We start from the raw sequence: 26,437 nt of genomic DNA on the forward strand, positions 1-26,437 counted from the left end.
AGCAAGCTGGCGTCAGATGCCACCGGTTCAAGGCTGAGGATAAGGCGCTTAGTAGTCGCTCTCGCTGGCGGGCCAGCCCAGCTCGGCAAACAGGCGCAGCACATCCTGACCGAGTGGCGCCTGGATCCGCATCGGCACCTTGAGCACCGGATGGGTAAAGCTCAGGGTGCGGGCCACCAGCAGCAGCCGTTCACAGCCAAAGTGCTCGCGAAAGAAACGGTTGTGGCGGCCATCACCATGGGTGGTATCCCCGACGATGGGGTGGAACAGGTGATCCATATGACGGCGCAGCTGATGCTTGCGGCCGGTCTTCGGGAACAATCTGACCAGACTGTAGCGACTGGTGGGGTGCTTTTTGGAGACTGCGTGGGGCAGCTCGACCTGATGCAAGCGCCGGAAGGTGGTGACGGCATCTTGCGCCGGGCGATCCGGGTTGCTCATGGCATCGGCAATCTTGTCCAGCTGCTCCTTGAGGGGATAGTCGATCACCCCCTGCTCGGGTGCCCAACCGCGCACCAATGCCAGATACTCCTTGTGCACCTGACGCTGGGTAAAGGCTTCGGTCAGCGCGCGGGCAATCACCGGATCGAGCGCAAACAGCAGCACGCCTGAGGTGGGCCGATCGAGGCGATGCACCGGATAGACATGGCGACCGCCGATGAGATCCCGAGTCATCTGCATGGCAAAACGGGTCTCGCCCTTGTCGAGCCAACTGCGATGCACCAGCAGACCGGACGGCTTGTTGACCGCCACCAGCCACTCATCCTGATAGAGCAGAGTCAGCTTCAGGTCACTCTCTTCTCGAGTTTGCGCAGGCATCATTGTTCGATCACTTTGCCGGAAAGCAGCAGATCGAAGCGGGCGATCAGGCGCAGCAGCGCTTCTGCTTCGGCCAGATCCTCTTTGTAGACTTCGCTGGCCATGGGATAGAGGGAGACGCTGGTGGGCAACGGCGCCTGCAACATCACCAACTGCTCCATGCGCGGGATCAGCACGAACTGCAGCCACTGATCAAAGCTCAGGGTATCGACACAAAAAGGCAGGGTGCTTGCCAGGGCTTCGTCACCGGGATGGTCAGCTTGCCAGCGCTCAAGGCGCTGCAACTCGGCGGTGAGTTCCCCCAACAGGCCAGCTACCAGCAAATATTGATTCATCTCGCTCTCTTCCTCATAACCACAGATTGATCCGCTGACCCGACAGGGTCAGCCAGGATGCAAATAAATTCGGTCGCACAGCACCGGCAGTTCAGCCGGGTCATCGACATACACGGCAGCCAGCGCGGCCTGCCGCCGTTAAAAAAGGGCGATACTATACACCTCCCCCCGCATGGCTGCCATGTTGATATCTGCCGCAACGCGCGTCTGCTGCCACTGGCTATCCTCGGCAAGGGCCTTATAATCGGCCCGCATCACCATTAGCCGGATCTCACCATGTCTGCGACGCCTACTGCCATCAATACCTTGACCGAATTTCTGACTCAGGCTGGCACCCAGTTCCAGCTGTTTGACATGGGCCGCCAGGTGCGGCCACTGGCAAGCGATACTTTTGTGCGCATCGAACAGCAGCAAGAGCCCTATCCCTGGCCGCTGCAACAGCACGCTTGGCTGGGTGTGCACTTCTTCCAGCCGAGCGAGTCTCGCCACTACCTCTGGTTCCTCAAGTTTGCCCTCGATGAGCGCGGCCTGCTGATGTCAAATGGCCCCAAGCTGTTCATGGATCAGGTGGTGGAGACCCTGGGCTACAAGCTCACCGGCGATCTGGACGAGGAAAAAGCCCAGCGCTTGGCCGACAATCCCTACACCTTCCGCCCGGCGGAGGCAAAAATGGCCAGTCTGCACGCCAAACTGGCGCGCCAGCTGGAACAGGCCCCTTCTGCCTATTACGATGCCCTCTGCCACTATCTGGCCGCCCCCAACGATACCGGTTGGCAGACGCTGGGGCTGCAGGGCTTTGCCGACCTTGCGGAGCGGCTGCATGATGAGCGCAATCTGGCGCTGATCTGCAAGGCGCTGCCCAAACTGCCGCAAGAGCCGCTCTATGCCCTCTGCCAGAGCCTTGAAAACGCCACGCTGCCGCCAGCAGTACAAGGCGCCCTGCTTGAGCGGATCGGCAAGGAGCAGGAGTGCGCCGCCCCCAACCCGGAGACCCTGGCCTACCTCTGCCGCGCGATGGCCTCCAGCCCTGGCAGCACGCTGCGCACCAACAAGCTGCTGACCCTGCTGCAAACCCAGCCGAGCCCTGCGCTGCTGCTCGCCATCGCCGGCCGGCTCTGGCCCGATCTGAAAGATGCCAATCTGCTCAGCCACTATCTGGAACAGCTGGCACTGCAACCGACCCAGTTCTTCAATCAGGTTTTTGCCGAGTTGGTCACTTTACCGGCCCTGCGCAATGATATGCTGGCCAGACTGCGAGACCCCGACCGCAGCGATGCGCTGGGCAAGGCCATCGGCCGTCTGTTTGCCTCGGCCTGATCCCTCGCCTCCCCCTCACGCCACGAGGCAACACGGCGGGAAATAGAAAAGGAGATCGGGAGTGCCGAGCAGGACTCCCGGTTATCGACATCACGATAAGGAAGCCCGCCTATGGGAGAGATGCTCGGAATTTTGTTGCTGATTGCCGTAGCCGGCCTGTTCTGGCTGCAACGCCAACAGGCAGAAGTGGCCTGGCAATACATGCGCCGCTACTGCCAGCACCATGATCTGCAACTGCTGTCACTGGCTCGCCATCGGCGGGAGCTGGCACATAATCCCCTACGGCTGCTGACCCACTATCAGTTTGAATTCTCCAGCGATGGCGAGAGCCACTATCAGGGCACCCTCAAGATGCAGGGGCTGCACGTCGTGGGCGTTGATCTGCCACCCCATCGCATCCCCTCTGCCTGATCCCCAATCTCGTCTCTGCGCCCGATGGCTGTGCCTGTCTATAATCTCAGGGATTAAACAAAGGGAGAGACGAGATGGAACCCCTTGTCCACGATCTGCCAGCCCTGTTTGCCCAACTCGGGATGGCCAACGACGAGCTGAGCCTGCACCGCTTTGTGCACGACCATCACCTCGACAATGAAACCCTGTTGCCGGAGGCCGGTTTCTGGAACGCCGCCCAGGCCAGCTTTCTGCGCGATGCCCTGTGGAACGACTCCGACTGGTGCGAGGCGATCGACCAGCTAGATGTGATGCTGCGCCAGCCCCGCTAAGCCGCCCGCCCCTTTCCTCCCCAGCTGGCTTTGGTTAAGATCCCGCCCCGATATCGATCCCTCCTTCTCACCCAGAGCATGCTTATGTCCGCCCACGAGATCATCCGAATTGCCAACGAGCTGGCCGCCAAGGGCCTGACACCCACCACCGCCATGATCAAGGCCCGCCTTACCCAGCCCGTACCGATGGCCGAGCTGCTGAAAGTGCTGAGCCAGTGGAAGCAGCAACCCGTCGCGACCGCCGAGAGCGAGCTCCTGCCAGAGGCCGTGCCCCAGCCAGCGCCGGAGCTCACCCTGCAGCAACTCGCCGAACAGCTCGCACGCATCGAACAGAAGGTGGATCGCCTGACCGACCTGCTCCTCCAGCAGGGGCAAGGCTGAACCATGTATATCGTCGAACTCTGCTTTGAGTGTTACCGCGATACCTCCCTTGGCGACGCCGAGCGGGCCATCGTCAACTACCTCGACATGCTGCGTTATCAGGGCCAGATCCTCGGGCGGGAGTTCCCCACCAGCATGCATGACGGCTATTTCGTCAGTCGGGTGGTCTGCCCGGAGCAGGATAGCCTGCACCCCGACAACCAGAGCGATCAGGTCAAGCTGGCCGAACAGCAGCTCAATCAGGCCGGGCTGCTGGCGCCCAAACTCCAGCTGCAGGGGGCGGATCTGCTCTCCGACAGCACAGATCCTTGCGGCCAGCAGGGCGAGCGGCCGAGCTGGATGATGCTCTACACCAGCTTCCTGCATACCTGCTCGCCGCTGCGCTGTGGCGACCACTTCGCCCCCATTCCGCTCTACCAACTGCCCGCGGTCGCCAACGGCGATCAGAAACAGATCATCAAGTGGCAGGAGGATTGGGAGGCGTGTGATCAGTTACAGATGAACGGCTCCATTGCCGAACATGCGGCGCTGCACGAAATCGGCGAAGTGGGCAGCCGCCTCTACCGGCGCGGCACCGATCTGGCCAAGCGGCTGGAAGTGCTGAGCGGCATCCCCACCTACTACTACCTCTATCGGGTGGGCGGGCTGAGCGCTGCCGAGGAGAAGGCGCGCCCCTGCCCCAGCTGTGGCGGTGAGTGGGCGCTGGCAGAGCCACTGCACGAGATCTTCGACTTCAAGTGCGACAGCTGCCGTCTGGTCTCCAACCTCTCCTGGGATTTCAAGGATTAAGCGCGTTCCCTGTACACGATGCCATAAAAAAGAGCCTTGCCGCATGGCAAGGCTCTTTTCGCTCCGATGAGTAACCTTGGCTCGAACAGGTGCTATTGCGGTAACGTCTCCAGCCGTTCCAAAAACGCTGGCAAGGAGGGCGCCAACGTCAGACGGCGACCAGAATCGAGCCACTCCAGCCACACCTGACCACTCTCGTTATCAAGGGAGATGAGCGTCATCTCGTTGCGGGTGGTGGCAATAAAGATGGAGGGGGTTCGTTTTAACTTGCGCAGCATCAGCAGGTGACCGATGAGGTTCTCCTTGAGCAGGTCGAGATCCGCCTCGTTCCACGGCAGGATCAGTTCAAGACGCAGCCCCTTGAAAAGGCAGGGGATGGGGCGGCTGAACCAGTGCCCGAACAGGGCGATAGCGCTGGGATGAATTGTCAGCTCGAGGGCATCGGCCATGGCCGTAAAATCGGCGGGTTCGGGGCGATGATGAGGACGCCAGGCCACCCGACCATCGGCGGGCTCACCAAGCTGGCAGGGGGAACGCCAGTCCGCCTCCCACTCGCACAGGGGCAGGCCTCGTCTGGCCTCGCCATCCCGTTGCCAGCGGGCAAAAAAGTGCTCCAGGGCAGACAAAACTTGATCCGACATCGAAAATCCCCACAATTGCTGGCAAAGTCCGCTATTGCACCACCAAACCCGGTAACAGACAAGGTTGCCAGCCGACCTAGTGACCCGGGAAACAGAACCCGGGATACAGAGAAGCCGACGCCCAAGCCAAACGGCAGCAACCATCCGGCCCTGCAATGGCCCGTTTCATTCCACTCATCATGAGCACATTACGTGAGCAACCCTGTGAGCAAACAAGATAGATACGCCGGGGCCAGCGCCCTGACCGGCCTGAGTCTGGGCCAGCAATCCGATTACATCAGCCAGTACACCCCCTCCCTGCTGCAGCCGGTTCCACGTAGCCTGAACCGGGATGATCTCCAACTGGGCGATGACCTGCCCTTTAGCGGTTGCGATGTCTGGACCCTCTATGAGCTCTCCTGGCTCAATGCCAAGGGCAAGCCGATGGTGGCGGTGGGTGAAGTGGCCATTCCGGCCACCAGTGCGAACCTGATCGAATCCAAATCCTTCAAGCTCTACCTCAACTCCTTCAACCAGACCCGTTGCGACTCTATCGAGGCAGTCGCCGCCATGCTGACCAAGGATCTGAGCGCCTGTGCCGGCGAGACCGTCAAGGTGACCCTGTTCCCCCTCGACAAGGCGCCGCACCAGATTGCCCAGCTGCCCGGCGAGTGCATCGACGAGCAGGATATCGAGGTAGACAATTACGAGTTTGATGCGTCCCTGCTGCAAGGGGTGGCCGGTAGCGAACAGGTAGAAGAGACCCTGCACAGCCACCTGCTCAAATCCAACTGTCTGGTCACCAGCCAGCCCGACTGGGGCTCTGTAGTGATCCGCTACAAGGGGCCGGAACTCGATCGGGAGAAGCTGCTGCGCTATCTCATCTCGTTCCGCCAGCACAATGAGTTCCACGAGCAGTGCATCGAGCGGATCTTTATCGACCTCAAGCACTATTGCCAGCCTGAGCAGTTGACCGTCTATGCCCGCTATACCCGCCGCGGCGGCCTCGACATCAACCCGTTCCGCTCCGATTTCGAAGCCGTGCCCGCCAACCTGCGTCTAATCCGCCAATAAAGTCGAGTTGCGACAGAGAGGGCAGTCGCACTGCCCTCCATGACTGGCAAAAAGGTTTCGATCGATGCTTTACGCAGCTGGGATAAGGGGGCTGGATAATAAAATCCAGACGAAACCCACTTGCCGGCCACCAGCAAACCACAGTAAACGCTGGACTCGCAGGGGGGGGCTTGGATAACATGCCAACACCTCTGCGCCGTCCTTAATCCAATGAATCAACTGTTTTTTCTGGCCATGATGATGTCCTCCCTGTCAGCTCCGAATCTGGATCTGGACAAGGAGCAACTCTCCATCGATCTGCAACAAGCGCAATCGATGGTACTGACCGATCCTGCCAGATGCGTCCAGATCACCACCGCCTTCCTGACGCGCGCAGCCAATAATCCCCAGCAAATCATCAGCAATCGCCAGGAGTTCGGTTATCGCGAACCCATCCTGAGCTACAGCACGGCGGCCCAGACCATAGGCGCCCACCTGCTCAAAGGGGAGTGTCTGCTGCAACTGGGCCAATATCAGGCCACCCAGCAAGCGCTCGACAAGGCGATGGCGCTGGCAGACAAAGAGCGGCAACCTGAACTCAAGGCCCACGGCCTCTATCTCAAGATCCGCAGTCAGGCCCTCAAACCGGATAACCAGAGCACCAGCCGCGCCCTGATGGATCAACTGGACGAACAGCTGGCCATCCCCACGCTCAAGCAGAGCCAGTTGCAGATCTATGGCCGCCTGCAACGCACCAGCTACGACATCGAGAACCAGCACTTCGATGATGCCAAGGCCCACTTGGCAGATGCGCGGATCTGGGCCGCCAAGACCCCCAATCCTCTCGCCAGTGCCTGGGTCAGCGCCATCAGCGGCGATCTTTATCGCGCGCTGCAGCAGCCACAGCTGGCGCTGGGGGAATATATCGATGCCCAGCAACAGGCCAAAAGCCTCAATGACCCGCTCTTTCTCGGCCTGCTGTCGAACCAGATAGTCAAACTCTACCAGCAGGAGCAGGAGCCCCAAAAAGCGCTGCAGTATGCCAATGAGGCGGCCAACTACTTCCACTCCATCGGCAACCCCTCCCTGCTGTGTGACTCCCTGATGGTGCTGGCGCGGCTCAATCGCGAGCAGGGCGACCTCAATATGGCGCTGGTCTACTTCTTCAATGCGCTGGATCTGCTCGATGAAGGGAGCAACCGACCGCAAGCCTCCCTGCTCAAATACGAAATCGGCAAGACCTACCTGCAAAGCGGCAACCTCTCGCTGGCCAGCAACTACCTCAATGCGGCCCGTCAGTCCCATGAGCTGAGCGATGCCAAAGAGCCGCTGATCGATACTCTGCTGCTGCTCGGCGAGCTCTATCTGAAGAAGCAGGAGGCCGCCATCGCCATCCTGCAGTTGGAGAACGCCCGCGCACTGGCCAATCAGCTCGGCGATACCCGCCGCCAGTACGAGGTATTCCGCCTGTTGTCGCTGGCCTATGAGCAGAAGGGGTATCTGCGTCAGGCTCTCGACAGCTACAAGCGCTTCCACCGTCTTGGCGAAGAGGTGCGCCAGCAGGAGCAAGCCATGGAGCAGGCGGCGATCCGCGACAACTATGTTCAGGTCGAGCGGGTACAACATATCAAGGAGCTGGAGCAGCGGCTTAACAACAGCCAGCATCAGCAGGAGCGCTATCTCTGGTCGAGCATCACCACCAGCCTGCTGCTGGCGCTCTTTATCTACCTCTTCTTCACCCTCTGGCTCAAGCTGCGTACTGCCCGCCTGCAACTGAAACGGACCAATGAGGCCCTGCTGATCGAGCCACGCTCGGGGCTGGCCAACTGGCAGCGGCTGATGAACCGCTGGCCCCGGGAGATGGCAAAGCGCCAGCTCAAATCGGATCGCTGGTACCTCAGTGAACAGCCCTCCAGCGAGTTCGATGACAAGCTGCACTATCTGCTGTTCCGGGTGCCTTTCCTGGTCAACACGCTGGAGCGCCACGGCTATCAGGCCAGCAGAGAAATCGAGCAGGCCTTTGGTGCCTATATGGACACCCTGACCCCACAAGATGGCCGTATCTATGACTTGCGTGAAGGACACATGCTCTATGTGGTGCCACAGCGCCACGTCACCAACCTGCATCAACTGGCGGGAGACCTGCTGACCGCCATCGCCGCCTTCCCTTGCAACTATCCGCTGGATCGCCGGATCAGCCTCGGGATTGTCAGTCACCCCTTCCTGCCGAAAGCGGCGACCGCGCTCGATCACAATGGCCTGTTTGACCTCTGCTATCTCGCCCTGTCGGGAGCCATTCAGCTCAGTGAAAAATGCCAGCAAAACGCCTGGTTGGAGCTCGCGGCGATCGATTGCCAACAAGCGGCATTTTTTAATGGAGATGTGTGGCAATGCGGCCTGATGGCAATTGACAAGGGACTGGTAAAAGTCAATTCTTCTCATGAAAAGCAATGGGTTAATTGGCCCAGCCTTGCAAGGAAGCCGGCAGCCGATAACCACCAGGAAATAATGTAGATAACAGGCGAGGATCGAAACCAAGTCCGACCACTGTTGCTATCCAACACCAAAAACAATAATGACAACAGGGCGACCTGATAATGAATGACATCGCTGCCGTAGCAGGACAATTGGCAAGACTCAGGGAATCCCTTCAGCAGAAACAGCTGGAACTCGACGGCGTACTGTCGTTTTCCGATGCAGAGCGTGCTCGCGGTATTCAGTTTATCAACAAGTTGATGCTCTCCTGCCGTGGCTTCGACCGCGAGCTGGACAATCGCTTCGCCAAGCTCAAGCAGAAACTGGATAACAACCCCGCATTTACCGCGCTAGACGAGGATCTGCTGGCCATTGAAAAACTGCTGCAGCAGCACAGCAATGCGCTGGAAGAGTCGATCACTCTGACCCAGACCGCTATTGAACTTGGTTCCAAACAGCTGAAAAACATCAAGGGCTTCCCGGAAGAGACCCGCAAGTCCCTCAAGGAATTTCTGGCAAGTCCCGCCGGTTACAGCATTGCCGATCACCAGAAAAAGGTGATCAAGCTGCTGGAGTTCTACCAGCAGGCGATCAAGATCCAGCTGCTGCCAAGCCAACCCCTGTTGGCACCGTCAGGTGCAACTCAACAAGAAAGCGATACTGCCAGCAACGATGGCCAGCCCGATGTCGACCCGTTTGATCTCAAGGATCACGCCCGTATCGCCGATGAGCTGCAGCGGCTTATCACCGAACTCGACTTTGCCGGCGCCATCGGCGAGAGCCTGAGCGACATTCGCCGTCAGCTGCTGATCGGGATCAACCCTGCCCTGCTGGCGGAAACCTGCCTGCAGGTGATCGAGCTCATCATCGAAGGCACCCGTGAGGAGCGTAAAGCCTCCCGCGCCTTCCTCAGCTCTCTCAACGAGAGCCTGTCTGCGGTACATGTCGGGTTTACCGAATCCCTCGATGAGGGGCGTGCGCTGCAAAACGAAACCCGAGAGACCCGTGAGGCGCTGGTCAACGAGTTGCAGGCGATCGATCACTCCCTGGCCAGCCATAACTCCATCGATGCGCTCAAGCGCGCCATCTCCGGCCATATGGGCGCCATCAACCTGCTGCTTCAAGAACGGGAAAGTACCGCAGCCCGGGAACGTCACCTGCTTACCCGCCTCTCCACCATGGAGTCCAAGCTGCGCTTGATGAAGGAGGAGACCGCCGAGTACAAGAAGCGTCTGACCATTCAAAAACACAAGCTGTTCCTCGACAGCCTGACCCAGGTACACAACCGGGCCGCCCTCGATGAACGGCTGGAGCAGGAGTACAAACGTTGGCTTCGTTACCGCACTCCGCTCTGCATGGCGATCATCGACATCGATCACTTCAAGAATATCAATGACAACTACGGTCATATGGCGGGTGACAAGGCGTTGAAAGTGGTCGCCAAGGCGCTGCAGAGTGCGCTGCGTGACACCGACTTCATCGCACGCTTTGGTGGGGAAGAGTTCGTGGTGTTGCTGCCCAACATCAATCCGGACAAGTTCCAGAAGCCGCTGGAGACCCTGCGCCAGACCATCAAGAGCATCCCGTTCCGTTTTCGCGATGCCAAGGTGGAGATCACCATCTCCATCGGCGCAACCCTGTTCAAGGATGGGGACAACCCATCAGATGTGTTTGAACGGGCGGACAAGGCGCTCTACCACTCCAAGCACACCGGTCGGGATCAAGTGACACTGGCCTGACAAACGGTCAAAAAAACAGCGAACAGTCGTCGCCCTATTTCCCTCCACCCTCTGTTACCACTACTATCGATCTCAGGGGATGCAACATAGCGTCCCCTTTTCTCCCCAGGGAAAAACACAACGATAACAAGTGAGTAAAGGGGAACCTATGATTACGCACATCAATCCCGTCGGCAGCATGGATTTGCTGTCACAGCTCGAGGTGGATCGCCTCAAGCAGACTGCCTCCAGCGATATCTATCAACTGTTTCGCAACTGCTCGCTGGCAGTGCTCAATTCAGGTAGCCATACCGACAGCTCCAAGGAGATCCTGGAGCGCTTCAAATCGTTCGATATTCATGTGATCCGGCGCGAGCGCGGGGTCAAGCTGGAACTGTTCAATGCCCCCGAGCACGCCTTTGTCGATGGCGAGATCATTCGCGGCATTCAGGAGCACCTCTTCTCGGTGCTGCGCGACATTCTCTATGTCTCCAATCAGCTCGAGTCCAACCGCCAGGTCAATCTGACCAACTCCACTCACATCTCCAACGTGGTGTTCGCCATTCTGCGCAACGCCAAGGTGATCCTGCCCGGCGCCGATCCCAACCTGATCGTCTGCTGGGGTGGCCACTCCATCAACGAGATCGAATACCAGTACACCCGTGCCGTGGGTAGCGAGCTGGGCTTGCGTGAGCTGAACATCTGTACCGGCTGTGGCCCTGGCGCCATGGAGGGCCCGATGAAGGGAGCCGCCGTCGGCCATGCCAAACAGCGGGTGCGCAACGGGCGCTACATCGGCCTGACCGAGCCCTCCATCATCGCGGCCGAACCGCCCAACCCCATCGTCAACGAGCTGGTGATCCTGCCGGATATCGAGAAACGGCTGGAAGCCTTCGTACGCCTCGGCCACGGCATCATCATCTTCCCGGGGGGGGTCGGCACCGCCGAAGAGCTGCTCTATCTGCTCGGCATCATGATGCATCCGGCCAACGAGCGGCAGCCGATGCCCATCATCCTGACCGGCCCGAAAGAGAGTGCCGACTACTTCCGTGCCATCGACGACTTCATCAAGGCGACCCTCGGTGAACCGGCGACCAAGCTCTACCGGATCATTGTCGGCGATGCGCCGGAAGTAGCCCGGGTGATGAAGGAGGCGATGCCAAAAATCCGCGAATACCGCAAATCGGTCGGCGATGCCTACTCCTTCAACTGGTCCCTCAAGATTGAACCGGAGTTCCAGCTCCCCTTCGAGCCGGATCACGCCAGCATGGCCAGTCTGGATCTGCACCGCAACCAGCCCCCCCAGCTGCTGGCCGCCAACCTGCGTCGTGCCTTCTCCGGCATCGTCGCCGGCAACGTCAAGGAAGGGGGCATTCGCGCCATCGAGAAGAAAGGCCCCTTCAAGTTGCACGGCGACAAGGAGCTGATGCACCTGATGGACAAACTGCTGGAGAGCTTCGTCAAGCAGCAGCGGATGAAGCTGCCGGGCAGCCAATATGTGCCCTGCTACGAAATCGTCCGCTAGGGTACAGATACATCATCGACAGAGGGGCGCATCGGCGCCCCTCTTTATTGGCGCTATGCCTTCCCGACCGCCATCAATCCCCCATAAGGCGAGTGGTTTGTTACAATGGGGCGTCCCGACCGCCAAGAGTGCCCCATGTCAACTATCCGGCCACACCTGCTCATCATCGATGCCCTCAACCTCATTCGCCGTCTGCACGCGGTACAGGCCCAGCAGGCACTGACCCCTGCCCAGGCGCTGGTTGCCACCCGCGCCAACCTTATCAATACCTGCCGCAAGCTGCTGGCCAATAGCGAGCCGACCCATGTCATTGCCGTGTTTGATGGCGAGGTGCATAGCTGGCGCAAGGAGGTCTATCCGGCCTACAAGGAAGGGCGAACTCCCATGCCCCCCGAACTGCGTGAAGGGCTGGCGACCCTGCAGGATGCCTTTTGGGAGTGCGGGGTCGATGCCCTGCTCTCCGAGACCGATGAAGCAGATGACCTTATCGCCACTCTCGCCTGCGGCATCGCCAGCCATGGCCATCAGGCGACCATCATCTCCACCGACAAGGGCTTCTGCCAACTGATCTGCCAGCAGATCCGGGTGCGCGACTACTTCAACAAGCGCTGGCTGGATGCGGCCTTCGTCCAGCAGCAATATGGGGTAGCCCCTGCTCAGCTGGTCGACTTCTGGGCCCTGACCGGTGTCAGCGGTTCCAATATCAAGGGGGTTCCGGGGATTGGCCCCAAGACCGCCACCCAGCTGTTGCAGCAATATGGCAATCTGGCAGCCATGCTCGAAGCCTGTCAGCAAGAGGACGCCGCCAAGCCACTGCTCAAGCTGCGCCAACATCAGGATGAGGCCCTGCTGGCCCAGCGGCTGGTGCGCTTGCAGCGGGATATTCCGCTGGGATTCAACCTGCGGGACATCCGCTACCCGCCCCAGCCAGACTAAAGTGCCGAACAAAAATACAGGCAAGGGCGTGAACCATGACGAGACTCACCCTCGCTGTTGATAAAAGTGAGTAGAATGTAAAGGAATGTGGTTGGTTTGCTGAGTAAATGCTATAAAGCAGCCCCATCCTCCCCTATACCCTGGAAGTGGAACCCTCTCATGTCCAAAAGAAAAATTACCGTGATCCCCGGCGACGGCATCGGCCCCAGCATCATAGAATCAGCCATCCAGATCCTGACCCATGCGGGCTGTGACTTTGAGTACGAATACGCTGATGCGGGTCTGGTTGCCCTCGAGAAGCATGGCGAGCTGCTGCCCCAGGCTACACTGGAGCTGATTGAGAAGAACAAGGTGAGCCTGAAAGGGCCATTGACCACGCCGGTCGGCGGCGGTTTTACCTCCATCAACGTCTCCCTGCGCAAGAAGTTCAACCTCTACGCCAACGTGCGACCGGTCATCTCCTTCAAGGGCACCAGAAGCCGTTACGACAACATCGACATCATCACGGTGCGTGAAAACACCGAAGGGATGTACTCGGGTGCAGGTCAGAAGCGCAGCGATGACAACAAGAGTGCTGAGGCGATGAGCATCATCACCCGAGAAGGGGCCGAACGCATCGTCAAGTTCGCCTTCGAGCTGGCCCGTCAGGAAGGGCGCAAGAAGGTCACCATCATCCACAAGGCGAACATCCTTAAGTCGACCTCCGGCCTGTTCCTCGAAGTGGCACGTGAAATCGCCAGCCACTACCCGGATATCCAGAGCGAAGAGATGATCGTCGATGCCGCCTGCATGAATCTGGTGATGTACCCGGAGCGTTTCGATGTCATGGTCACCACCAACCTGTTCGGCGATATCCTCTCGGACCTCTGCGCCGGTCTGGTCGGCGGCCTTGGCATGGCGCCCGGCGCCAACATCGGCGATGGCGCGGCCATCTTCGAAGCGGTCCACGGCTCTGCCCCCGACATTGCAGGCAAGAACATTGCCAACCCGACCTCGGTGATCCTCGCCTCCATCCAGATGCTGGAGTACCTCGGCATGCAGGATAAAGCAGAGCGGATACGCGAAGCAGTACGAGCCACCATCGAATCCGGTGATCGGGTCACTCGCGATCTGGGTGGAACGGCTTCCACCAGCGAATTCACCCAGGCCATCATCGATCGCCTGTGAGTTAATTCATTGATTTTAAAAGGGAGCTTCGGCTCCCTTTTTTATATTTCCGAATCCTTTGCCACTCTCCAAACAGCAACTATGTTCAATAGAGAAGAAGAACAGGGAGTGTTTTTCATGAAGGGATGCGGGTGCTATCTGGTTTCGGGTCTGCTGCTGGTGTGTGGCACTGCCAGTGCTTTCGAGCAGGATCAACAGACCCAAACCGCCAAACTGCCGCAGCAGGAAAAACGGACTGCCACCGAGGTATGGCGTTCAAGCCTGGATACCAACGACCTGCTCAAGGCACCCAAACCCCTGTCGTTTGGTATTGAAGTCTCCACCGACAACTTTGGTAATCAAAAGATCACCTCCTACCCGCAGCTCAATCTGACCCCGGAAAAGAGCGTCAGTCTGTCGGTTGAACGCTTCAGACCCAAGGTCAAGTTCAAGGCGGGCGGAATGAACACCGCCCTCAGGCTGAGAGGAGACGGGATAAAGATGCAATTCAATCCTGTCGACAAAACCATCCCGCTGCAGATAGAGATCAAGGTGACCGACGACGAATCCTCCCTGCGCCTCGATTACCGTTTCTGATATTTTCCGGCAGCCGAATAGCAAAAGGCCGACAGGTTTCCCTGTCGACTCTGGTATTTATCGTACGGGCAGAACTGCTACATCACGCCTTGGGCTCGAGTTTGGAGACCCAGTACTTGTTGTAAACATGCACGGTGATCTCTTCTCGATCGTGATAGAGCTGCTTGGCCTGGATCACGAACGCGTTGTCGATCTCCTTGAGCATCTCGCGCAGCACTTCGATATTGTGTACCGATTCAGCATAACGCTTCTTCATCGGCAGCTTGAGGTTGAACATCGCCTCCTGGCAGTCGCCCTCACGGAACCAGTCTGCAATCATGTGAACGACCCGCGCCGGTTTATCGACCATGTCGCACACCAGCCAGTAGGTGTTCTTCTTGCTCGGACGCCAGACGAAACCGTCATCCCGGATATGCTTGACCTGACCGGTATCCATCAGGGATTGGGCCATCATGCCGTTGTCGACCGCCGTCACCATCATGCCACGACGCACCAGCTGATAGGTCCAGCCACCCGGGCAGGCGCCCAGATCCACCGCCTTCATGCCTGAGCAGAGACGCACATCCCACTCTTCCCGCGGCACGAACACGTAAAACGCCTCCTCCAGCTTGAGGCTGGAGCGGCTCGGTGCATCGGCCGGGAAGCGCAGGCGCGGGATCCCCATGTGGAATCCGGAGTTGTTGAACGAGTAGGAGTAACCCAGCAAGACATGATCATTGGCCATGAAGAAGGCGTGGAACACCGGACGGTTCGGCGTCTCCTTCTTGGTCAGGATCTCGTTGCTGCGCAGCGCCTGACGCAGCGGCACGGTGAACTTGCGGCAGAAGGCCGACAGCTCTTTCGCTTCGTTGGTGTCCGCGGTTTCGACCCGCAGATCACCGCAAATGGTGTAGTCACTCACCGCCTCAAGGATCGGGGAGATCCTGTCCGCGATATCCAGCTCCTTCAGCTCATGGGTGACCACCAGCATCTGGCGGATGAAGATGAGCTCCCGGAATGGCAACTTGCGAGCCAGCAGGTCCGCCTGCTCCTCGTCATACAGTTCGAAGATCACATAACCGCTGTCGTCCTTGACCCGGGCGAAACCGTAGCACTGCATGTTACCGGCACGCTCGGTGATCTCTGCAGCCGCCTCTTTCTCAAAACCGGGGCGGCAATAAAGCAGCAGATTATTCATTTTTTCCTCCAAGACGACAGCCGGCCCAGATCAGGGCCGTCCATCCCAACATAAAACAGAGGCCACCGGCCGGGGTAATCAACCCCAACCCCTTGCTGCCAAGCAGCACCATGGCGTAAATACTGCCGGAGAATCCGATGATCCCCAGCACAAAAGCGGTGCCAGCCAGGTGGATCACCCTGCTGCGCACACCACACCAGCCCAGAACCAGCAGGGCCAATGCGTGAAAAAACTGATATTGCACGGCGGTATTGAATGCCGCCAGACGCTCGGGCGTAATGCCGGTCGCCGCCAATCCATGGGCGCCATAAGCCCCCAGCATGGTGGCCGTCAACCCGAAGAGACCGGCCAGTATCAGCCAATGTCGATGGATCTGCATCCTCACTCTCCCTCTCTCATCGAGGCTGGCAATAAAGCCAACCCTCTCGTGCTATCCATGCCGGGCCACAAAATGGCTGATGGCCGCCGCTGCATGCTGCATATTCTCCTGCTCACTCACGCCACTGGCTTTACGCGGTTTGAAACCATGATCACCATCGGTCAACCAATGGACCGATACGGCGGGTGAGAAGGGGAAATCGGCCAGTTCGGCGCGACTACCGAAGGTGTCGCGCTCACCCTGCAACAGCAGGGTTGGCACTGCAATATGTTTGAGTACCTCGCCTCGCCAGCTGTCGGGCTTGGCCGGAGGGTGGAAAGGATACCCGAGAATGAGCAATCCTGCAGCATTCATCTCACCCTCGCCTTCGCTATACAGTTCCGCCGCCATCCGCCCGCCCATCGACTTGCCCGCCAGAAACAGCCGTGGATGGGCAAACTCGCGGATCATGTCGCGCCAATGGGCGAGCAGCACATGTGCTCTGTCCGGCGGACGGCGCTTGCCATCCTGTGCTCGCCTGGTCATGTAGGGAAAGTTGAAGCGCACCACTTCGATATCCGGCCCAGCCAGCAGGCGTGACAACTCGACAAGAAAGGGGTGATCCATCCCTGCACCTGCCCCGTGGGCCAGCAAAATGCGAACGGGGGCATCAATTGCCCCCTCGCGGATCACATCAGGCATCGGCGAGCCTTGCCCTGCGACGAGCCTCTTCCTGCTCCACCAGCTCCAGCATCCAGTCGCGGAAGGCAACGATCTTGCCCTGATCCGACTGTTGCTCCTGGCACACCAGATAGAAAGCATTTTTGCTCACCAGCACCTGCTCGAACGGGCAGATAAGGCGGCCGGCCTCAATCTCGGGTTGTGCCAGCACGCTGTGGCCAAGCGCCACCCCCTGGCCGTGGATCGCAGCCTGGATCACCATGGTGGAGTGACTGAAGATGGGCCCCTGATTGACGTTGGGGGCATCGATATCGAGCTGGCGGAACCAGGCCTTCCAGTCGCGGCGAGAGGTATCGTGCAGCAGGGTATGAAGAGTCAAATCTTGCGGTGTACGCAGTGGCTTGGATCCCGTCAGCAGCAAGGGGGAACAGACGGGGATCAGGTATTCGGTATGCAGCTTGTCACTACGCAGACCAGGCCAGTTGCCGCGCCCGTAGTAGATGGCCACATCCACATCATCGGTGAGCGACCCTTCATCGAGATCGACCGCCTTGATCCGCACATCGATATCGGGGTGACGCTCGCTGAACTTGACCAGCCGCGGCACCAGCCACTGGATGGCAAAACTCGGCTGCAAACTGACAGTCAACGCCCCCTTGGCACTGCGGGCCAGCAGCTTGTCGGTCGCCTCTGAGATGGAGGCAAAGATGTCCTTGATATCCAGGAAATAGCCCTGTCCCTCTTCGGTCAGCAACAAGGAGCGGTTTTTGCGGCGGAACAGCTTGATGCCAAGATACTCCTCCAGCGCCTTGATCTGGTGACTGATGGCAGCCTGAGTCACAAACAACTCTTCTGCTGCGCGGGTAAAGCTTAAGTGACGAGCCGCAGCTTCAAACGCCTTGAGGGCATTGAGCGGGGGTAAACGACGAGACATGACACCAGCCGACGATGAGTTTTTCTAATGGGGCGCATTATAATTTGTCGGTTGCGGGTCGACCAGTGAATAAACATAATTCGCCCAGCAATCAGTCGTCATATGGCTCACATTTTCTACTACGTGTTGGTTTACATGTGTTTTTAGTGAGTCTTTCGACTGCGATTGTGGTGTTGTGTTTCTTCCTCTGCGGGAAGAGGGGCTCAAATCTCACCGGTTTGACCCAGTCTGTCATCTGAATGTGTTTGGCGCCTCCAGCTGGATGGCGCCTTTTTTCATCCCTTCTATACCTTGAACTGCCCCACCAGCTGCTGCTGCTTGTCCGCCAGCGCAGAGAGCTCGCGACCATTTTCGGCGGAGGTCGCCGCCTCGGCCCGAATGGTGTGGCTCACATCGCGAATGTTGCTGACGTTGCGGTTGATCTCGTCCGCCACCCGGCTCTGCTCCTGTGCCGCCCGGGCAATCTGCTCGTTCATCTGATGGATGGTGGAGACCGACTGGATAATCTGCTCCAGCACCTGCACCGAGAGATCCACCTTGGCGAGGGTCTCGTCAGCCTGACCATGACCATCGCGGATCGCCTTGACCACGGCGCCGGTACCGGATTGCAGTTGGCTGATCAGGGTCTGTATCTCGACGATGGCATTCTGGGTGCGACCGGCCAGATTGCGCACCTCATCGGCCACCACTGCAAAGCCACGGCCCTGCTCACCGGCCCGCGCCGCTTCAATAGCCGCATTCAGCGCCAGTAAGTTGGTCTGCTCGGCAATTCCCTGAATCACGGTGAGAATATCGTTGATGTTGTCGCTGTTGGCGGAGAGTCGCTCCACCACCGGCTGGGCATCGTTGATGATGGTCATCAGCTTGCGCATCGCCTCCTGGGTGTCGGCAACGACATATTTGCCCTCTTGCGCCGCGGCATCAGTGGTGTTGGCGGCTGCCACCGCCGAGCCGGCATTACCGGAGACCTGCAACGCCGTGGCGCTCAGCTCTTCAAATGCCGTCGCCACCAGATCGATCTCCTGATACTGGGCCTGCATGCCGCTGCTGGTGCGCTCGGCCACCTGCGCGGCTCGCTCGGCACTGTTACGTGTACCGGAGACGGTATCAATCACCTGACTGATGGTGGATTGCAACTTGTTGAGGAAGCTGTTGAACCACTTGGCCAGCTCGCCGATCTCGTCTTGCCGCTGGATCTCGATACGCTGGGTCAAATCCCCCTCACCACTGGCGATATCCTTGAGACGGGCAACTACGGCGCGGATGGGTGCCACAATCTGGCGCGCCATCAACCAGATAAAACTCAGGGCCACCAGCGAGATCAGCACTCCGATCGACAGCTGCGAGACCACGCTGCGATTGGCCTCACTGGCCAGCTCATCTTGCAGTTGCTGGGCCGAGGCCAGTACTACGGCCCGTGGCAATTCAATGTAGATGCCCCATTTACGGTCGGTGCCACGCATGGATACCGGGACAAAGGTCTGCAACAAGGTGCCATCGCTACTCCAGCGAGTCAGCTCCTGCCCCTGACTGAGCCAGCCTTTCAGCTCGCTGGCCAGCCCCTGATACTTCTGATCCAGCCCGCGCCCCATGGTCACATCGAACTCATCGGCTCCCGCCACACGCCCCTCGTGACTGACCAGCAAGATTCTGCCCTTGCCGTCATAGAGCTCCTTGTCCATGGTACTGACCAGACTCTGCAAAGTGGCCAGCGAGATATCAACCCCGACCATCCCCAGCAAGGTCTCATGCTCCAGCAGCGGGACCGTCACCGAGGTCATCAATATCTGTTTATCGCCCACATCGTCCAGATAGGGCTCCAGCAGGCAGAGGGAACGGGTGCGAATACTGCAGCGATACCACTCGTTTTCGATGCCACCAGCCTCGGTCGGGCTCTCATCGGCCAGTACATCCTCATTCTGCACTTCCGGCTCTATCTTGCCGTTGTCGTATGCCCAGTAACTGGAAAAACGCCCCTTGTCGTTGGAACCCAGCGCCGTTGAGCCCTGATAGTTGCTGTCTTCCCCATCCAGCTGATCAGGCTCGAACACCGCATAGACACCAAGCAGATTGGTCGATGAGGCAACGGCATCGTGCAGTTGCTGATTGACGGCGCTGCGCAGCGCCTCCGAATGGACAAAGTTCTCAGCCGCATTCTTGCGCTGAAACAACACGCTCTCCGCCAGCAAACTGGCGCGGAAATAGGCCTCATCGAGATAGCTGGTCACCTTGGCCGCCTGCTCCGAGCCCATCGCCTTCATCCAGTTTTCGGCAGACTGCTGCGCCTCGTGCATGGTGGCTTGCCGCACCTGCTGTTGCATCTTGTTCGCGTTGTAAATCGAAGAGGCAACCAGAGCGGCGGCTGTCACCAACAGACAGCAACCGGCGATCAGGGTAATCCGACCCTGGACAGAAAGAGCGCTCATGCCAATATTCCTACGTCATACAGATATGGATAGATTATCGACTTTATAAACAAAAACTTAACTCTCTCACAGCAAATCCAGCGAGAGTTGATTAACTTCACCCTCTTTTGGCAAACCCACCACCAAGCCCAGCAGGCGAACCGAACGCCCTTGCGCCCGCTGTAATCCCTCTTTGAGCAGGGGAACGAACAAGGCTGGCTGATAGCCACCCTGACTGCGATAGACGGTGGTCTGGTGGAAGTCGGCAAACTTGAGTTTAATCCCCTGCCCCATCACCTGCTCGGCAGGACACGCCAGCTGAAATCGCCGCTCCAACTCCGGCAGCAGTTGCTGCAATACCGTCAGGCAGGCGGCTTCGTCACAGAGATCGCTCGCAAGGGTGGTCTCCACCCCGATGGTTTTGCGGATCCGGTGCGCCTGCACCGGCTGTTCATCCAGTCCCCAGATCCGGGTCGTCAGCATCTCCCCCAGCTTGCCAAAACGGCTGCACAGCTCTTGTGCCGACAAGGCCCGCGCATCCTCACAGGTGTAGAGCCCCTGCGCCTCCAGCCGCTCGGCGGTCTTGCGCCCCACCCCGGGCAGTTTGCCGAGTGGCAGCTGACAGACAAATTCGGCCACTTCATCGGGACGAATGACAAACAGACCATCAGGCTTGCGCTGCTCCGAGGCGAGCTTGGCGAGAAACTTGTTGGGGGCCACTCCGGCCGAGGCGGTCAATCCCAGTTCGGTGACGATGGCTTGCCGGATCTCTTGCGCCATCAGGGTGGCGCTACCGCCACAGCAACGACTGTGGGTCACATCGAGGTAAGCCTCGTCCAGCGACAGCGGTTCAACCTGATCGGTATAGCGGAGGAAAATGGCCCTGAGCTGACGGGAGATATCCTTGTACACCGCCATTCGCCCAGGGATCAGTACCAGCGGCGGGCAGAGTTTTTTCGCCAACGCGCTCGGCATGGCGGAGCGCACCCCGAACCGGCGCGCCACATAGTTGCAGGTCGAGATGACACCACGCCGCTCGGAGGCCCCACCGATGGCGAGCGGCACCTCCCGCAAGGCCGGATTGTCCCGCATCTCCACCGCGGCAAAAAAACAGTCCATGTCGATATGGATGACCTTGCGCATACCACTGTATAAATAAACAGACATGGCATCATCTTACCCCAAGGATAACCGCAGCTCTATCTCTCTCGTTGCGGCTAAAATAGTAGACTCCAAGGAGACCTTTACTACCACGATGACAAGGAGCGTTCGGGATGAAATATCTTTGGCTGGGACTCTGTTTGCTGCCGTTGACCGGCATCGGCAAGAACAACCCGACGGCAGAGTGCCGCTGGCTGTACGACCGGATTGAGATACTGGAACAGGCCATCAAGAAAGGGGACAAGCTCGGCACAGAGCAAGAATTGGCACGCTGGAAAACTGAGTACAACAAAAAACAGTGCTCACAGTACGACTACTGAGCCGGACAAGATGGCGTGACCGACAACAGCAGATAACAAACGGGCCCCGATCAATATGACCGGAGCCCGTTTTTCAAAGCATGGCCAGCTTGATTCTGCAGCAGAGTGCGCTCAAGGCAGCACCATAGGGCCAGCCACGGCGGTAGCCACATCATCCCCGCGCAGCACCCGCACCAGTTCCAGCGCAAACTCGATGGCGCTGCCCGGCCCCTGGCTGGTGATCAGGCGATGAGCCTCATCTCTGACGACCCGCTCATGTGACAGCTGCGATGTCGGTAGTCGGGACTGAAAGCCTGGATGACAGGTGACGATGGCACCATCCAGCAGCGCGTGATGTTGCAAGAGCACCACAGGGGCGGCGCATATGGCAGCGCGCCAGCGGCCAAGAGCGGCCTGCTCTTTGAGCAGATCGATGGCCAGCGGGGTATCGCGGATCACTTCGCTGCCGGGCAGACCACCGGGTACCACGATGGCTTCAAAGTCCCGACGGGTCAGCTCGTCGATATGACAATCGGCCACCAGCTGTACCCCGCGCGACGCTTTTACCTGCCGGGATCCGGCAGGGCAGCAAGAGGCCAGCACCACCTCGATGCTGGCGCGCACCAGGGTATCGACAATGGCGACCGTCTCTATCTCTTCCGACCCGGGGGCCACCAGCACCAGTACACTCATGTTCGCCTCCTTGCAGCTTGCTCTGCCATGTAGAAGATCAGACGGCCTGACTCTTCTCTTTGATTGCCTGATAGAGACCCTGATTGACCGGTACGGCGATGCCATGCCGGGCTGCCTTGGCCAGCAGGAAGCCGGTGATGGCCTCAATCTCGGTCTCGCGTCCCAGCTCCATATCCTGATGCATGGAGGAGTAATTGTCAGCGGTCAGTTCCACCACTGTCATCACCCGACGTTGCAACTCCTCTGCCGTGGTCGCAACTCCTTCGGCACACATCACATCCGCCACTTCCACGCAGATCTGCTGCAGGGCATCGGCAAAACGGGGGCCAGCCAGCTCGCCATTTTTCAACTTGTAGAGGGCCGTCAGGGGATTGATGGCACAGTTGATGGCAAGCTTTTGCCACTGGCGCGTCAATACCTGCTCATCCCAACCAGCCTGACCCAGTGCCAGCGCCAGCTCGTCCGCGAGCGCGGCATGGGCCTTGGCGGCATCGTTGATCGGGCCAAGCCAGGTTTCCCCCTTGCCAGTATGACGGAAGACAAAATGGCCGCACTGCATGGCGCCATGGCTGGTGACACCGGCAATCACCGGATTGTGCGGGAACATCTCGACCACCTGCTCGGCAATGCCCATCCCGTTGTGCAGCAGCACGATTGGCACGCCGGCATCCAGATTGCTCACAAGCGGTGTCAGTGCGGCAATCACCTGACTGGCCTTGGTCATCACCAGCAGACGCTGGATCTTGCCGGGTTTGCTGACAAATCCGCGCTCGATATTGAGCAGCTGGACATGCCCCTCCAGCGAGGTGAAATCGATCCCCGGATGGAGCGTGGACTTATGATGTTCGCGCAACAAGACACGGGTGGATTGACCACTCTGGGTCAGCAGGGAGGCAAAAACGCCGCCGAGGGCGCCACAACCCAACAGTGACCACTTCGGAGTAACGGGTGGAATAACGGGCTGTCGGGAATTTTTTAATCCGCTTGGCATGGTGTGACTCTGTCAGGGTAAGGGTTGCAATCCTCTCAACCTGTTACCGGGGATAAGTGAAGATGTCGCTGGTGGACACTAACGGGTCCACCCGTCCTGTGCGCAGGGGATTCTAGCAGAGCAACCTCATCAAAATCAGCAAATTTGCCCGTTTTCTGGTAGATTTGCCCCCCGATAACGCAACATGAGGAGCTTTGGCTATGCCGTCATTCGATATTGTCTCTGAAGTCAAAATGAACGAGGTGTTGAACGCAGTCGACAACGCCAATCGTGAACTGGCCACCCGTTTCGATTTTCGTGGGGTAGAAGCCAGCTTCGAGTTGAACAAGGAAGAGGTAAAACTGGAAGCCGATGCCGATTTCCAGCTCAAGCAGATGGTCGAAATCCTGCGCGGTGCCCTGCTCAAGCGCAACATCGAAAACAGCTCCATGGAAGTGGGTGACTCCGTTCATTCCGGCAAACGCTTCCACCTGACCGTCAAGTTCAAACAGGGGATCGAGAAAGAGATCGCCAAGAAGCTGGTCAAGCTGATCAAGGACTCCAAGATCAAGGTACAGGTCGCCATCCAGGGTGATGAAGTACGTGTCACCGGCAAGAAGCGTGACGATCTGCAAGAGACCATGGCACTGGTCCGTGGCGCCGAACTGGGTCAACCGATGCAGTTCCAGAACTTCCGCGACTGATTTATCCACTCAGCCGTGGCGCACTTGATGACTCGCGCCACGCTATCTAAATTGCGGCCATAAAAAAACCGGAGCAAATGCTCCGGTTTTTTGTACCGCAAGTTTGATTAGAACTTGTAGGTAACAGAGAAGTAGTGGCTGAAGCCAGTGCTCTTCCAAGGAGTACCATCGTATGCAGTGGAACCGTCTTTGGTGCCATAAGCGTCCATAAAGTACTTCAGGCCGTAACCGACGGCGTAGCGATCGGAGTGCCAGTAGATACCGTGGAAGGTAGCCAGGTTGTCGCTGGTACGGTCAGCACGGTCATGGGTATCCAGACCGAACTGATAATCCAGATAGCCTTGGTAGGAGACAAAGCTGCCATTGCCGAAGGTGTAGAAGGGCTTGAACCAGTTCATGGAGAACTGATAACCGTTCCAGTCGCCTTCTTCTTCAGTAAAGAACTGGTTCTCAGTGGAATGACGGGCATACAGGTTCATACCTACCTTGCCAAACCAAGGAACCATCACATCGGCGCCCAGACCAATCTGATTTTCCATCTGCTTGTCGCCGACGTTGTTCAGGTTGGCAATGTAGAGCTCTTGCACAGGACCAAAGGAGAGATCTTTACCGGTCAGAGCATCCAGAGACATGCGCGGCGCAAACTTCATGAACAGATTCTGACCATGGTGTTTGTTGCTGTGGCGGGAGTCGAAAATATCGAATACGTCGACATAGCCGTACAGATCAAACAGGCCGGAGCGACCACCGAATTCCATTTCAAAATAGGTATCGTTGTAGTCCTCTTCACCGGTGGTGAAAGGGCGCTGGTCGATGGTGTGCATTACGTTGAACTGCATCCACTTGTAGTCATTCTTGTGGATATCACCGCTGTAGTCAGCAGCGAAGGCCGGGGTAGCGGCAGCAGCCAGCAGACCGGCAGCGATCAGAGTCTTGGTAAATTTGGCCATTTTATTGGTCTCTTGTGCGTTAGTTGAGGTTTTCCGTAGCCTGCCCACAAGGAGCGAGAGGGATTCTAATCAAATAAAATTGGGGGTGAAACAACTTCTCGGGAACTTTATCCGGAAGTGTGAATCTAATCACCCCCGATTCTACGCAAACGCTTGCTATTTGTCAGCCGTTGAGAGCAACTCACTCCCTTTTCTGGCGACAAGCACAATCAACAACAACACGGGCAAGCCCAATAAACTGGTTCCGACAAAGAAGGCACTGTAGCCAATCTGCTCCACAACCTGTCCGGAAAAACCGGCCAGCAACTTGGGTAGCAGTAACATTACCGAGCTGAACAGGGCGTACTGAGTGGCCGAAAATGCCACATTGGTCAGGCTGGAGAGATAGGTCACGAAGGCCGCGGTCGCGATACCGGCACTGAGGTTGTCGAGGGAAATGATCAGGGTCAGCAGCTCCAGGTTGTGACCAACCTGATTGAGCAGGGCAAACAACAGGTTGGTGCTGGCGGTGAGCAGCGCCCCCAAGAACAGGATGCGCAGCGTGCCGAAGCGCATCACCAGCACGCCCCCCAGCGCAGCGCCCACCAGCGTCATGATGACGCCAAACACCTTGGTAATGGTCGCAACCTCAGTCTTGCTGAACTGCATATCCACATAGAAGCTGTTGGACATCACCCCCATCACCACATCGGCAACCCGATAGCAGGCGATCAGAGCCAGGATCAGCAGCGCCGAGCTACCATAGCGACGAAAGAAGTCGGCGAACGGACACCAGACCGCCTCATAGCCCCAGGCCCCCGCACTCGCCAGCAAAGCAGGCCACCCTTTTTCCAGGAGCTGCGCCTTGCGTTCGGCCTGTTGTTTACCCTGCTCGGCCAGATCGATATCCGGCTCATGGCAAAACAGCGTGGTGATGACCCCGAGTGACATCAGACCCGCCATCACCAGATAGGTAATCTGCCAGCCACGATAGTCATAGCCACTATTGCTGCCAAACCAGGCTGCCAGCGCCAGCGCACCGGCGCCCGCCATGATCATCGCCAGTCGGTAGCCGGTCATGTAGGAGGCCGCCATCGCCGCCTGTAGCCGCTCGGGAGCAGATTCGATGCGATAGGCGTCGATAACGATATCCTGAGTCGCCGAGGCAAAGGCCACCAGCAGGGCAAACATCGCCAGCTGGGCCAGCTCGGTCTTGGGATCGCAGAACGCCATGCCGACCAGCGCGGCGGCAATCAACAGCTGGGAGAAGAACATCCAGCTGCGGCGACGCCCCAGCAGCGTGGAGAGCAACGGCAGCGGCATGCGATCTACCAGCGGCGACCACAACCATTTAAAGCCATAGGCGAGCGCCACCCAGCTCATATAGCCGATATCGGTCAGGCTGACATCGGCCTCGCGCAACCAGAATGAGAGGGTACCGAACACCAGCAGCAGCGGCAGACCCGATGAAAAACCCATGGCAAAGAGAATAAACACCCGAAATTCGAGATAGACGGCGAGGGACTCTCTCCAGCTTGGTTTGCGGATCATGTTCAACTACCTGACGACTTTGGAAAAGTGCGTCATTTTGGCAGGTTGATGGCAGATAGCCAAGGCGAGCAAAGAGATAGGCAAAAGAAGTCCGGATAGAGAAAAGGCCCATCCTGAACGGGATGAGCCTTGTATTGTGGCC

The 26,437-nt window shown here is 58.4% G+C and carries 27 protein-coding genes; 14 read left to right on the forward strand and 13 right to left on the reverse strand.

Annotated elements, in window-relative coordinates; all coding sequences use genetic code 11:
- Positions 1 to 48 precede the first annotated feature (48 nt).
- Complete coding sequence (gene truC, locus WBR25_RS15635; RefSeq protein ID WP_019445213.1) at positions 49 to 822, reverse strand: tRNA pseudouridine(65) synthase TruC; 774 nt, start codon at positions 820 to 822, stop codon at positions 49 to 51.
- Complete coding sequence (locus tag WBR25_RS15640; protein WP_005338596.1) at positions 819 to 1,154, reverse strand: YqcC family protein; 336 nt, start codon at positions 1,152 to 1,154, stop codon at positions 819 to 821. The genes truC and WBR25_RS15640 overlap by 4 nt, the downstream gene beginning before the upstream one ends.
- Before the next feature lie 276 nt (positions 1,155 to 1,430).
- Between WBR25_RS15640 and WBR25_RS15645 the strand changes: the two genes are divergently transcribed.
- The 5 genes from WBR25_RS15645 to WBR25_RS15665 all read left to right on the forward strand — a co-directional run bounded on the left by WBR25_RS15645 (position 1,431) and on the right by WBR25_RS15665 (position 4,363).
- Positions 1,431 to 2,471: a DUF3549 family protein gene (locus tag WBR25_RS15645; RefSeq protein WP_479748574.1), complete on the forward strand. Its 1,041-nt coding sequence runs from the start codon at positions 1,431 to 1,433 to the stop codon at positions 2,469 to 2,471.
- Positions 2,472 to 2,582: 111 nt separating this feature from the next.
- Positions 2,583 to 2,882 (forward strand): DUF3301 domain-containing protein, encoded by a 300-nt coding sequence (locus tag WBR25_RS15650; RefSeq protein WP_005338600.1) that lies wholly within the window; start codon positions 2,583 to 2,585, stop codon positions 2,880 to 2,882.
- 74 nt (positions 2,883 to 2,956) lie between these two features.
- Positions 2,957 to 3,193 carry a DUF2789 family protein gene (locus WBR25_RS15655; protein WP_005338602.1) on the forward strand — a complete coding sequence of 79 codons (237 nt, stop codon included), beginning with the start codon at positions 2,957 to 2,959 and terminating at the stop codon, positions 3,191 to 3,193.
- A gap of 84 nt (positions 3,194 to 3,277) precedes the next feature.
- The gene (locus WBR25_RS15660; protein WP_042081118.1) at positions 3,278 to 3,574 is read left to right on the forward strand and encodes a DNA-binding protein; all 297 of its coding nucleotides are present in this window, start codon (positions 3,278 to 3,280) and stop codon (positions 3,572 to 3,574) included.
- 3 nt (positions 3,575 to 3,577) lie between these two features.
- On the forward strand, positions 3,578 to 4,363 hold the full coding sequence (locus tag WBR25_RS15665; RefSeq protein ID WP_042081119.1) for a Zn-ribbon-containing protein: 786 nt from the start codon (positions 3,578 to 3,580) through the stop codon (positions 4,361 to 4,363).
- Positions 4,364 to 4,455: 92 nt separating this feature from the next.
- Here the strand turns inward: WBR25_RS15665 and syd are convergent, their stop codons facing one another.
- Entirely contained in the window at positions 4,456 to 5,004 is a 549-nt protein-coding gene (gene syd / locus WBR25_RS15670) for a SecY-interacting protein (RefSeq protein WP_429194393.1), read from the reverse strand.
- A 204-nt stretch (positions 5,005 to 5,208) separates the two neighbouring features.
- Here syd and queF point away from each other — a divergent pair, with 204 nt between their 5' ends.
- The 7 genes from queF (at position 5,209) to WBR25_RS15705 (ending at position 14,433) form a co-directional block, all read left to right on the forward strand.
- A complete protein-coding gene (gene queF, locus WBR25_RS15675) occupies positions 5,209 to 6,057 on the forward strand; it encodes an NADPH-dependent 7-cyano-7-deazaguanine reductase QueF (protein WP_479748576.1) in 849 nt (282 codons plus the stop codon).
- A gap of 210 nt (positions 6,058 to 6,267) precedes the next feature.
- A complete protein-coding gene (locus WBR25_RS15680; RefSeq protein WP_470246792.1) occupies positions 6,268 to 8,550 on the forward strand; it encodes a tetratricopeptide repeat protein in 2,283 nt (760 codons plus the stop codon).
- A gap of 83 nt (positions 8,551 to 8,633) precedes the next feature.
- Positions 8,634 to 10,250 carry a GGDEF domain-containing protein gene (locus WBR25_RS15685; RefSeq protein ID WP_479748577.1) on the forward strand — a complete coding sequence of 539 codons (1,617 nt, stop codon included), beginning with the start codon at positions 8,634 to 8,636 and terminating at the stop codon, positions 10,248 to 10,250.
- A 148-nt stretch (positions 10,251 to 10,398) separates the two neighbouring features.
- Entirely contained in the window at positions 10,399 to 11,754 is a 1,356-nt protein-coding gene (gene ppnN, locus WBR25_RS15690; RefSeq protein ID WP_005338611.1) for a nucleotide 5'-monophosphate nucleosidase PpnN, read from the forward strand.
- 135 nt (positions 11,755 to 11,889) lie between these two features.
- Complete coding sequence (gene xni, locus WBR25_RS15695) at positions 11,890 to 12,690, forward strand: flap endonuclease Xni (RefSeq protein ID WP_103251875.1); 801 nt, start codon at positions 11,890 to 11,892, stop codon at positions 12,688 to 12,690.
- Between the two features lie 159 nt (positions 12,691 to 12,849).
- Positions 12,850 to 13,857: an isocitrate dehydrogenase gene (locus tag WBR25_RS15700; RefSeq protein WP_103251874.1), complete on the forward strand. Its 1,008-nt coding sequence runs from the start codon at positions 12,850 to 12,852 to the stop codon at positions 13,855 to 13,857.
- Between the two features lie 117 nt (positions 13,858 to 13,974).
- Positions 13,975 to 14,433, forward strand: a complete 459-nt coding sequence (locus WBR25_RS15705) for a hypothetical protein (protein ID WP_479748578.1) — start codon at positions 13,975 to 13,977, stop codon at positions 14,431 to 14,433.
- 82 nt (positions 14,434 to 14,515) lie between these two features.
- On the opposite strand, the gene rlmM is transcribed toward WBR25_RS15705, so the two are convergent.
- From rlmM to dinB, 6 genes are all read right to left on the reverse strand, one after another.
- A complete protein-coding gene (rlmM, locus tag WBR25_RS15710) occupies positions 14,516 to 15,610 on the reverse strand; it encodes a 23S rRNA (cytidine(2498)-2'-O)-methyltransferase RlmM (protein ID WP_124930037.1) in 1,095 nt (364 codons plus the stop codon).
- Complete coding sequence (locus WBR25_RS15715) at positions 15,603 to 15,989, reverse strand: DUF423 domain-containing protein (RefSeq protein ID WP_100654345.1); 387 nt, start codon at positions 15,987 to 15,989, stop codon at positions 15,603 to 15,605. The genes rlmM and WBR25_RS15715 overlap by 8 nt, the downstream gene beginning before the upstream one ends.
- 51 nt (positions 15,990 to 16,040) lie before the next feature.
- Positions 16,041 to 16,670, reverse strand: a complete 630-nt coding sequence (locus WBR25_RS15720) for an alpha/beta family hydrolase (protein WP_479748580.1) — start codon at positions 16,668 to 16,670, stop codon at positions 16,041 to 16,043.
- Positions 16,663 to 17,583, reverse strand: coding sequence for a transcriptional regulator GcvA (locus WBR25_RS15725; protein WP_185227590.1), 921 nt, complete (start codon positions 17,581 to 17,583; stop codon positions 16,663 to 16,665). The genes WBR25_RS15720 and WBR25_RS15725 overlap by 8 nt, the downstream gene beginning before the upstream one ends.
- A 284-nt stretch (positions 17,584 to 17,867) precedes the next feature.
- Positions 17,868 to 20,009, reverse strand: a complete 2,142-nt coding sequence (locus tag WBR25_RS15730) for a methyl-accepting chemotaxis protein (RefSeq protein ID WP_479748582.1) — start codon at positions 20,007 to 20,009, stop codon at positions 17,868 to 17,870.
- Between the two features lie 66 nt (positions 20,010 to 20,075).
- Complete coding sequence (gene dinB, locus WBR25_RS15735) at positions 20,076 to 21,131, reverse strand: DNA polymerase IV (RefSeq protein ID WP_479749914.1); 1,056 nt, start codon at positions 21,129 to 21,131, stop codon at positions 20,076 to 20,078.
- 131 nt (positions 21,132 to 21,262) lie between these two features.
- Here dinB and WBR25_RS15740 point away from each other — a divergent pair, with 131 nt between their 5' ends.
- Entirely contained in the window at positions 21,263 to 21,469 is a 207-nt protein-coding gene (locus tag WBR25_RS15740; RefSeq protein ID WP_005338629.1) for a hypothetical protein, read from the forward strand.
- Between the two features lie 111 nt (positions 21,470 to 21,580).
- Here WBR25_RS15740 and WBR25_RS15745 read toward each other — a convergent pair whose 3' ends face one another.
- Together WBR25_RS15745 and WBR25_RS15750 are read right to left on the reverse strand one after the other, a co-directional pair.
- On the reverse strand, positions 21,581 to 22,141 hold the full coding sequence (locus WBR25_RS15745) for a DJ-1 family glyoxalase III (RefSeq protein WP_019445897.1): 561 nt from the start codon (positions 22,139 to 22,141) through the stop codon (positions 21,581 to 21,583).
- Between the two features lie 37 nt (positions 22,142 to 22,178).
- Positions 22,179 to 23,132, reverse strand: coding sequence for a ketopantoate reductase family protein (locus tag WBR25_RS15750; protein WP_421324561.1), 954 nt, complete (start codon positions 23,130 to 23,132; stop codon positions 22,179 to 22,181).
- A 200-nt stretch (positions 23,133 to 23,332) separates the two neighbouring features.
- Between WBR25_RS15750 and WBR25_RS15755 the strand changes: the two genes are divergently transcribed.
- Positions 23,333 to 23,815, forward strand: coding sequence for a YajQ family cyclic di-GMP-binding protein (locus tag WBR25_RS15755; protein ID WP_005338634.1), 483 nt, complete (start codon positions 23,333 to 23,335; stop codon positions 23,813 to 23,815).
- A 107-nt stretch (positions 23,816 to 23,922) separates the two neighbouring features.
- Here WBR25_RS15755 and WBR25_RS15760 read toward each other — a convergent pair whose 3' ends face one another.
- Entirely contained in the window at positions 23,923 to 24,765 is an 843-nt protein-coding gene (locus tag WBR25_RS15760) for a nucleoside-specific channel-forming Tsx family protein (RefSeq protein ID WP_069554294.1), read from the reverse strand.
- A gap of 156 nt (positions 24,766 to 24,921) precedes the next feature.
- Positions 24,922 to 26,301 (reverse strand): AmpG family muropeptide MFS transporter, encoded by a 1,380-nt coding sequence (locus tag WBR25_RS15765; protein ID WP_041202292.1) that lies wholly within the window; start codon positions 26,299 to 26,301, stop codon positions 24,922 to 24,924.
- Between the last annotated feature and the right edge of the window lie 136 nt (positions 26,302 to 26,437).

This window comes from Aeromonas sp. MTB (assembly GCF_056632455.1).

Excerpts from the sequence above, each read along its gene's own strand:
- WBR25_RS15740 (WP_005338629.1), top strand. The coding sequence starts at position 21,263 with ATGAAATATCTTTGGCTGGGACTCTGTTTGCTGCCGTTGACCGGCATC.
- WBR25_RS15685 (WP_479748577.1), top strand. The coding sequence starts at position 8,634 with ATGAATGACATCGCTGCCGTAGCAGGACAATTGGCAAGACTCAGGGAA.
- WBR25_RS15715 (WP_100654345.1), bottom strand. The coding sequence starts at position 15,989 with ATGCAGATCCATCGACATTGGCTGATACTGGCCGGTCTCTTCGGGTTG.
- WBR25_RS15745 (WP_019445897.1), bottom strand. The coding sequence starts at position 22,141 with ATGAGTGTACTGGTGCTGGTGGCCCCCGGGTCGGAAGAGATAGAGACG.
- WBR25_RS15755 (WP_005338634.1), top strand. The coding sequence starts at position 23,333 with ATGCCGTCATTCGATATTGTCTCTGAAGTCAAAATGAACGAGGTGTTG.
- ppnN (WP_005338611.1), top strand. The coding sequence starts at position 10,399 with ATGATTACGCACATCAATCCCGTCGGCAGCATGGATTTGCTGTCACAG.
- WBR25_RS15760 (WP_069554294.1), bottom strand. The coding sequence starts at position 24,765 with ATGGCCAAATTTACCAAGACTCTGATCGCTGCCGGTCTGCTGGCTGCT.
- WBR25_RS15650 (WP_005338600.1), top strand. The coding sequence starts at position 2,583 with ATGGGAGAGATGCTCGGAATTTTGTTGCTGATTGCCGTAGCCGGCCTG.
- syd (WP_429194393.1), bottom strand. The coding sequence starts at position 5,004 with ATGTCGGATCAAGTTTTGTCTGCCCTGGAGCACTTTTTTGCCCGCTGG.
- WBR25_RS15720 (WP_479748580.1), bottom strand. The coding sequence starts at position 16,670 with ATGCCTGATGTGATCCGCGAGGGGGCAATTGATGCCCCCGTTCGCATT.
- WBR25_RS15725 (WP_185227590.1), bottom strand. The coding sequence starts at position 17,583 with ATGTCTCGTCGTTTACCCCCGCTCAATGCCCTCAAGGCGTTTGAAGCT.
- WBR25_RS15705 (WP_479748578.1), top strand. The coding sequence starts at position 13,975 with ATGAAGGGATGCGGGTGCTATCTGGTTTCGGGTCTGCTGCTGGTGTGT.
- WBR25_RS15665 (WP_042081119.1), top strand. The coding sequence starts at position 3,578 with ATGTATATCGTCGAACTCTGCTTTGAGTGTTACCGCGATACCTCCCTT.
- WBR25_RS15700 (WP_103251874.1), top strand. The coding sequence starts at position 12,850 with ATGTCCAAAAGAAAAATTACCGTGATCCCCGGCGACGGCATCGGCCCC.
- WBR25_RS15680 (WP_470246792.1), top strand. The coding sequence starts at position 6,268 with ATGAATCAACTGTTTTTTCTGGCCATGATGATGTCCTCCCTGTCAGCT.
- dinB (WP_479749914.1), bottom strand. The coding sequence starts at position 21,131 with ATGCGCAAGGTCATCCATATCGACATGGACTGTTTTTTTGCCGCGGTG.
- WBR25_RS15750 (WP_421324561.1), bottom strand. The coding sequence starts at position 23,132 with ATGCCAAGCGGATTAAAAAATTCCCGACAGCCCGTTATTCCACCCGTT.
- truC (WP_019445213.1), bottom strand. The coding sequence starts at position 822 with ATGATGCCTGCGCAAACTCGAGAAGAGAGTGACCTGAAGCTGACTCTG.
- WBR25_RS15730 (WP_479748582.1), bottom strand. The coding sequence starts at position 20,009 with ATGAGCGCTCTTTCTGTCCAGGGTCGGATTACCCTGATCGCCGGTTGC.
- rlmM (WP_124930037.1), bottom strand. The coding sequence starts at position 15,610 with ATGAATAATCTGCTGCTTTATTGCCGCCCCGGTTTTGAGAAAGAGGCG.
- xni (WP_103251875.1), top strand. The coding sequence starts at position 11,890 with ATGTCAACTATCCGGCCACACCTGCTCATCATCGATGCCCTCAACCTC.
- WBR25_RS15660 (WP_042081118.1), top strand. The coding sequence starts at position 3,278 with ATGTCCGCCCACGAGATCATCCGAATTGCCAACGAGCTGGCCGCCAAG.
- WBR25_RS15655 (WP_005338602.1), top strand. The coding sequence starts at position 2,957 with ATGGAACCCCTTGTCCACGATCTGCCAGCCCTGTTTGCCCAACTCGGG.
- WBR25_RS15645 (WP_479748574.1), top strand. The coding sequence starts at position 1,431 with ATGTCTGCGACGCCTACTGCCATCAATACCTTGACCGAATTTCTGACT.
- WBR25_RS15640 (WP_005338596.1), bottom strand. The coding sequence starts at position 1,154 with ATGAATCAATATTTGCTGGTAGCTGGCCTGTTGGGGGAACTCACCGCC.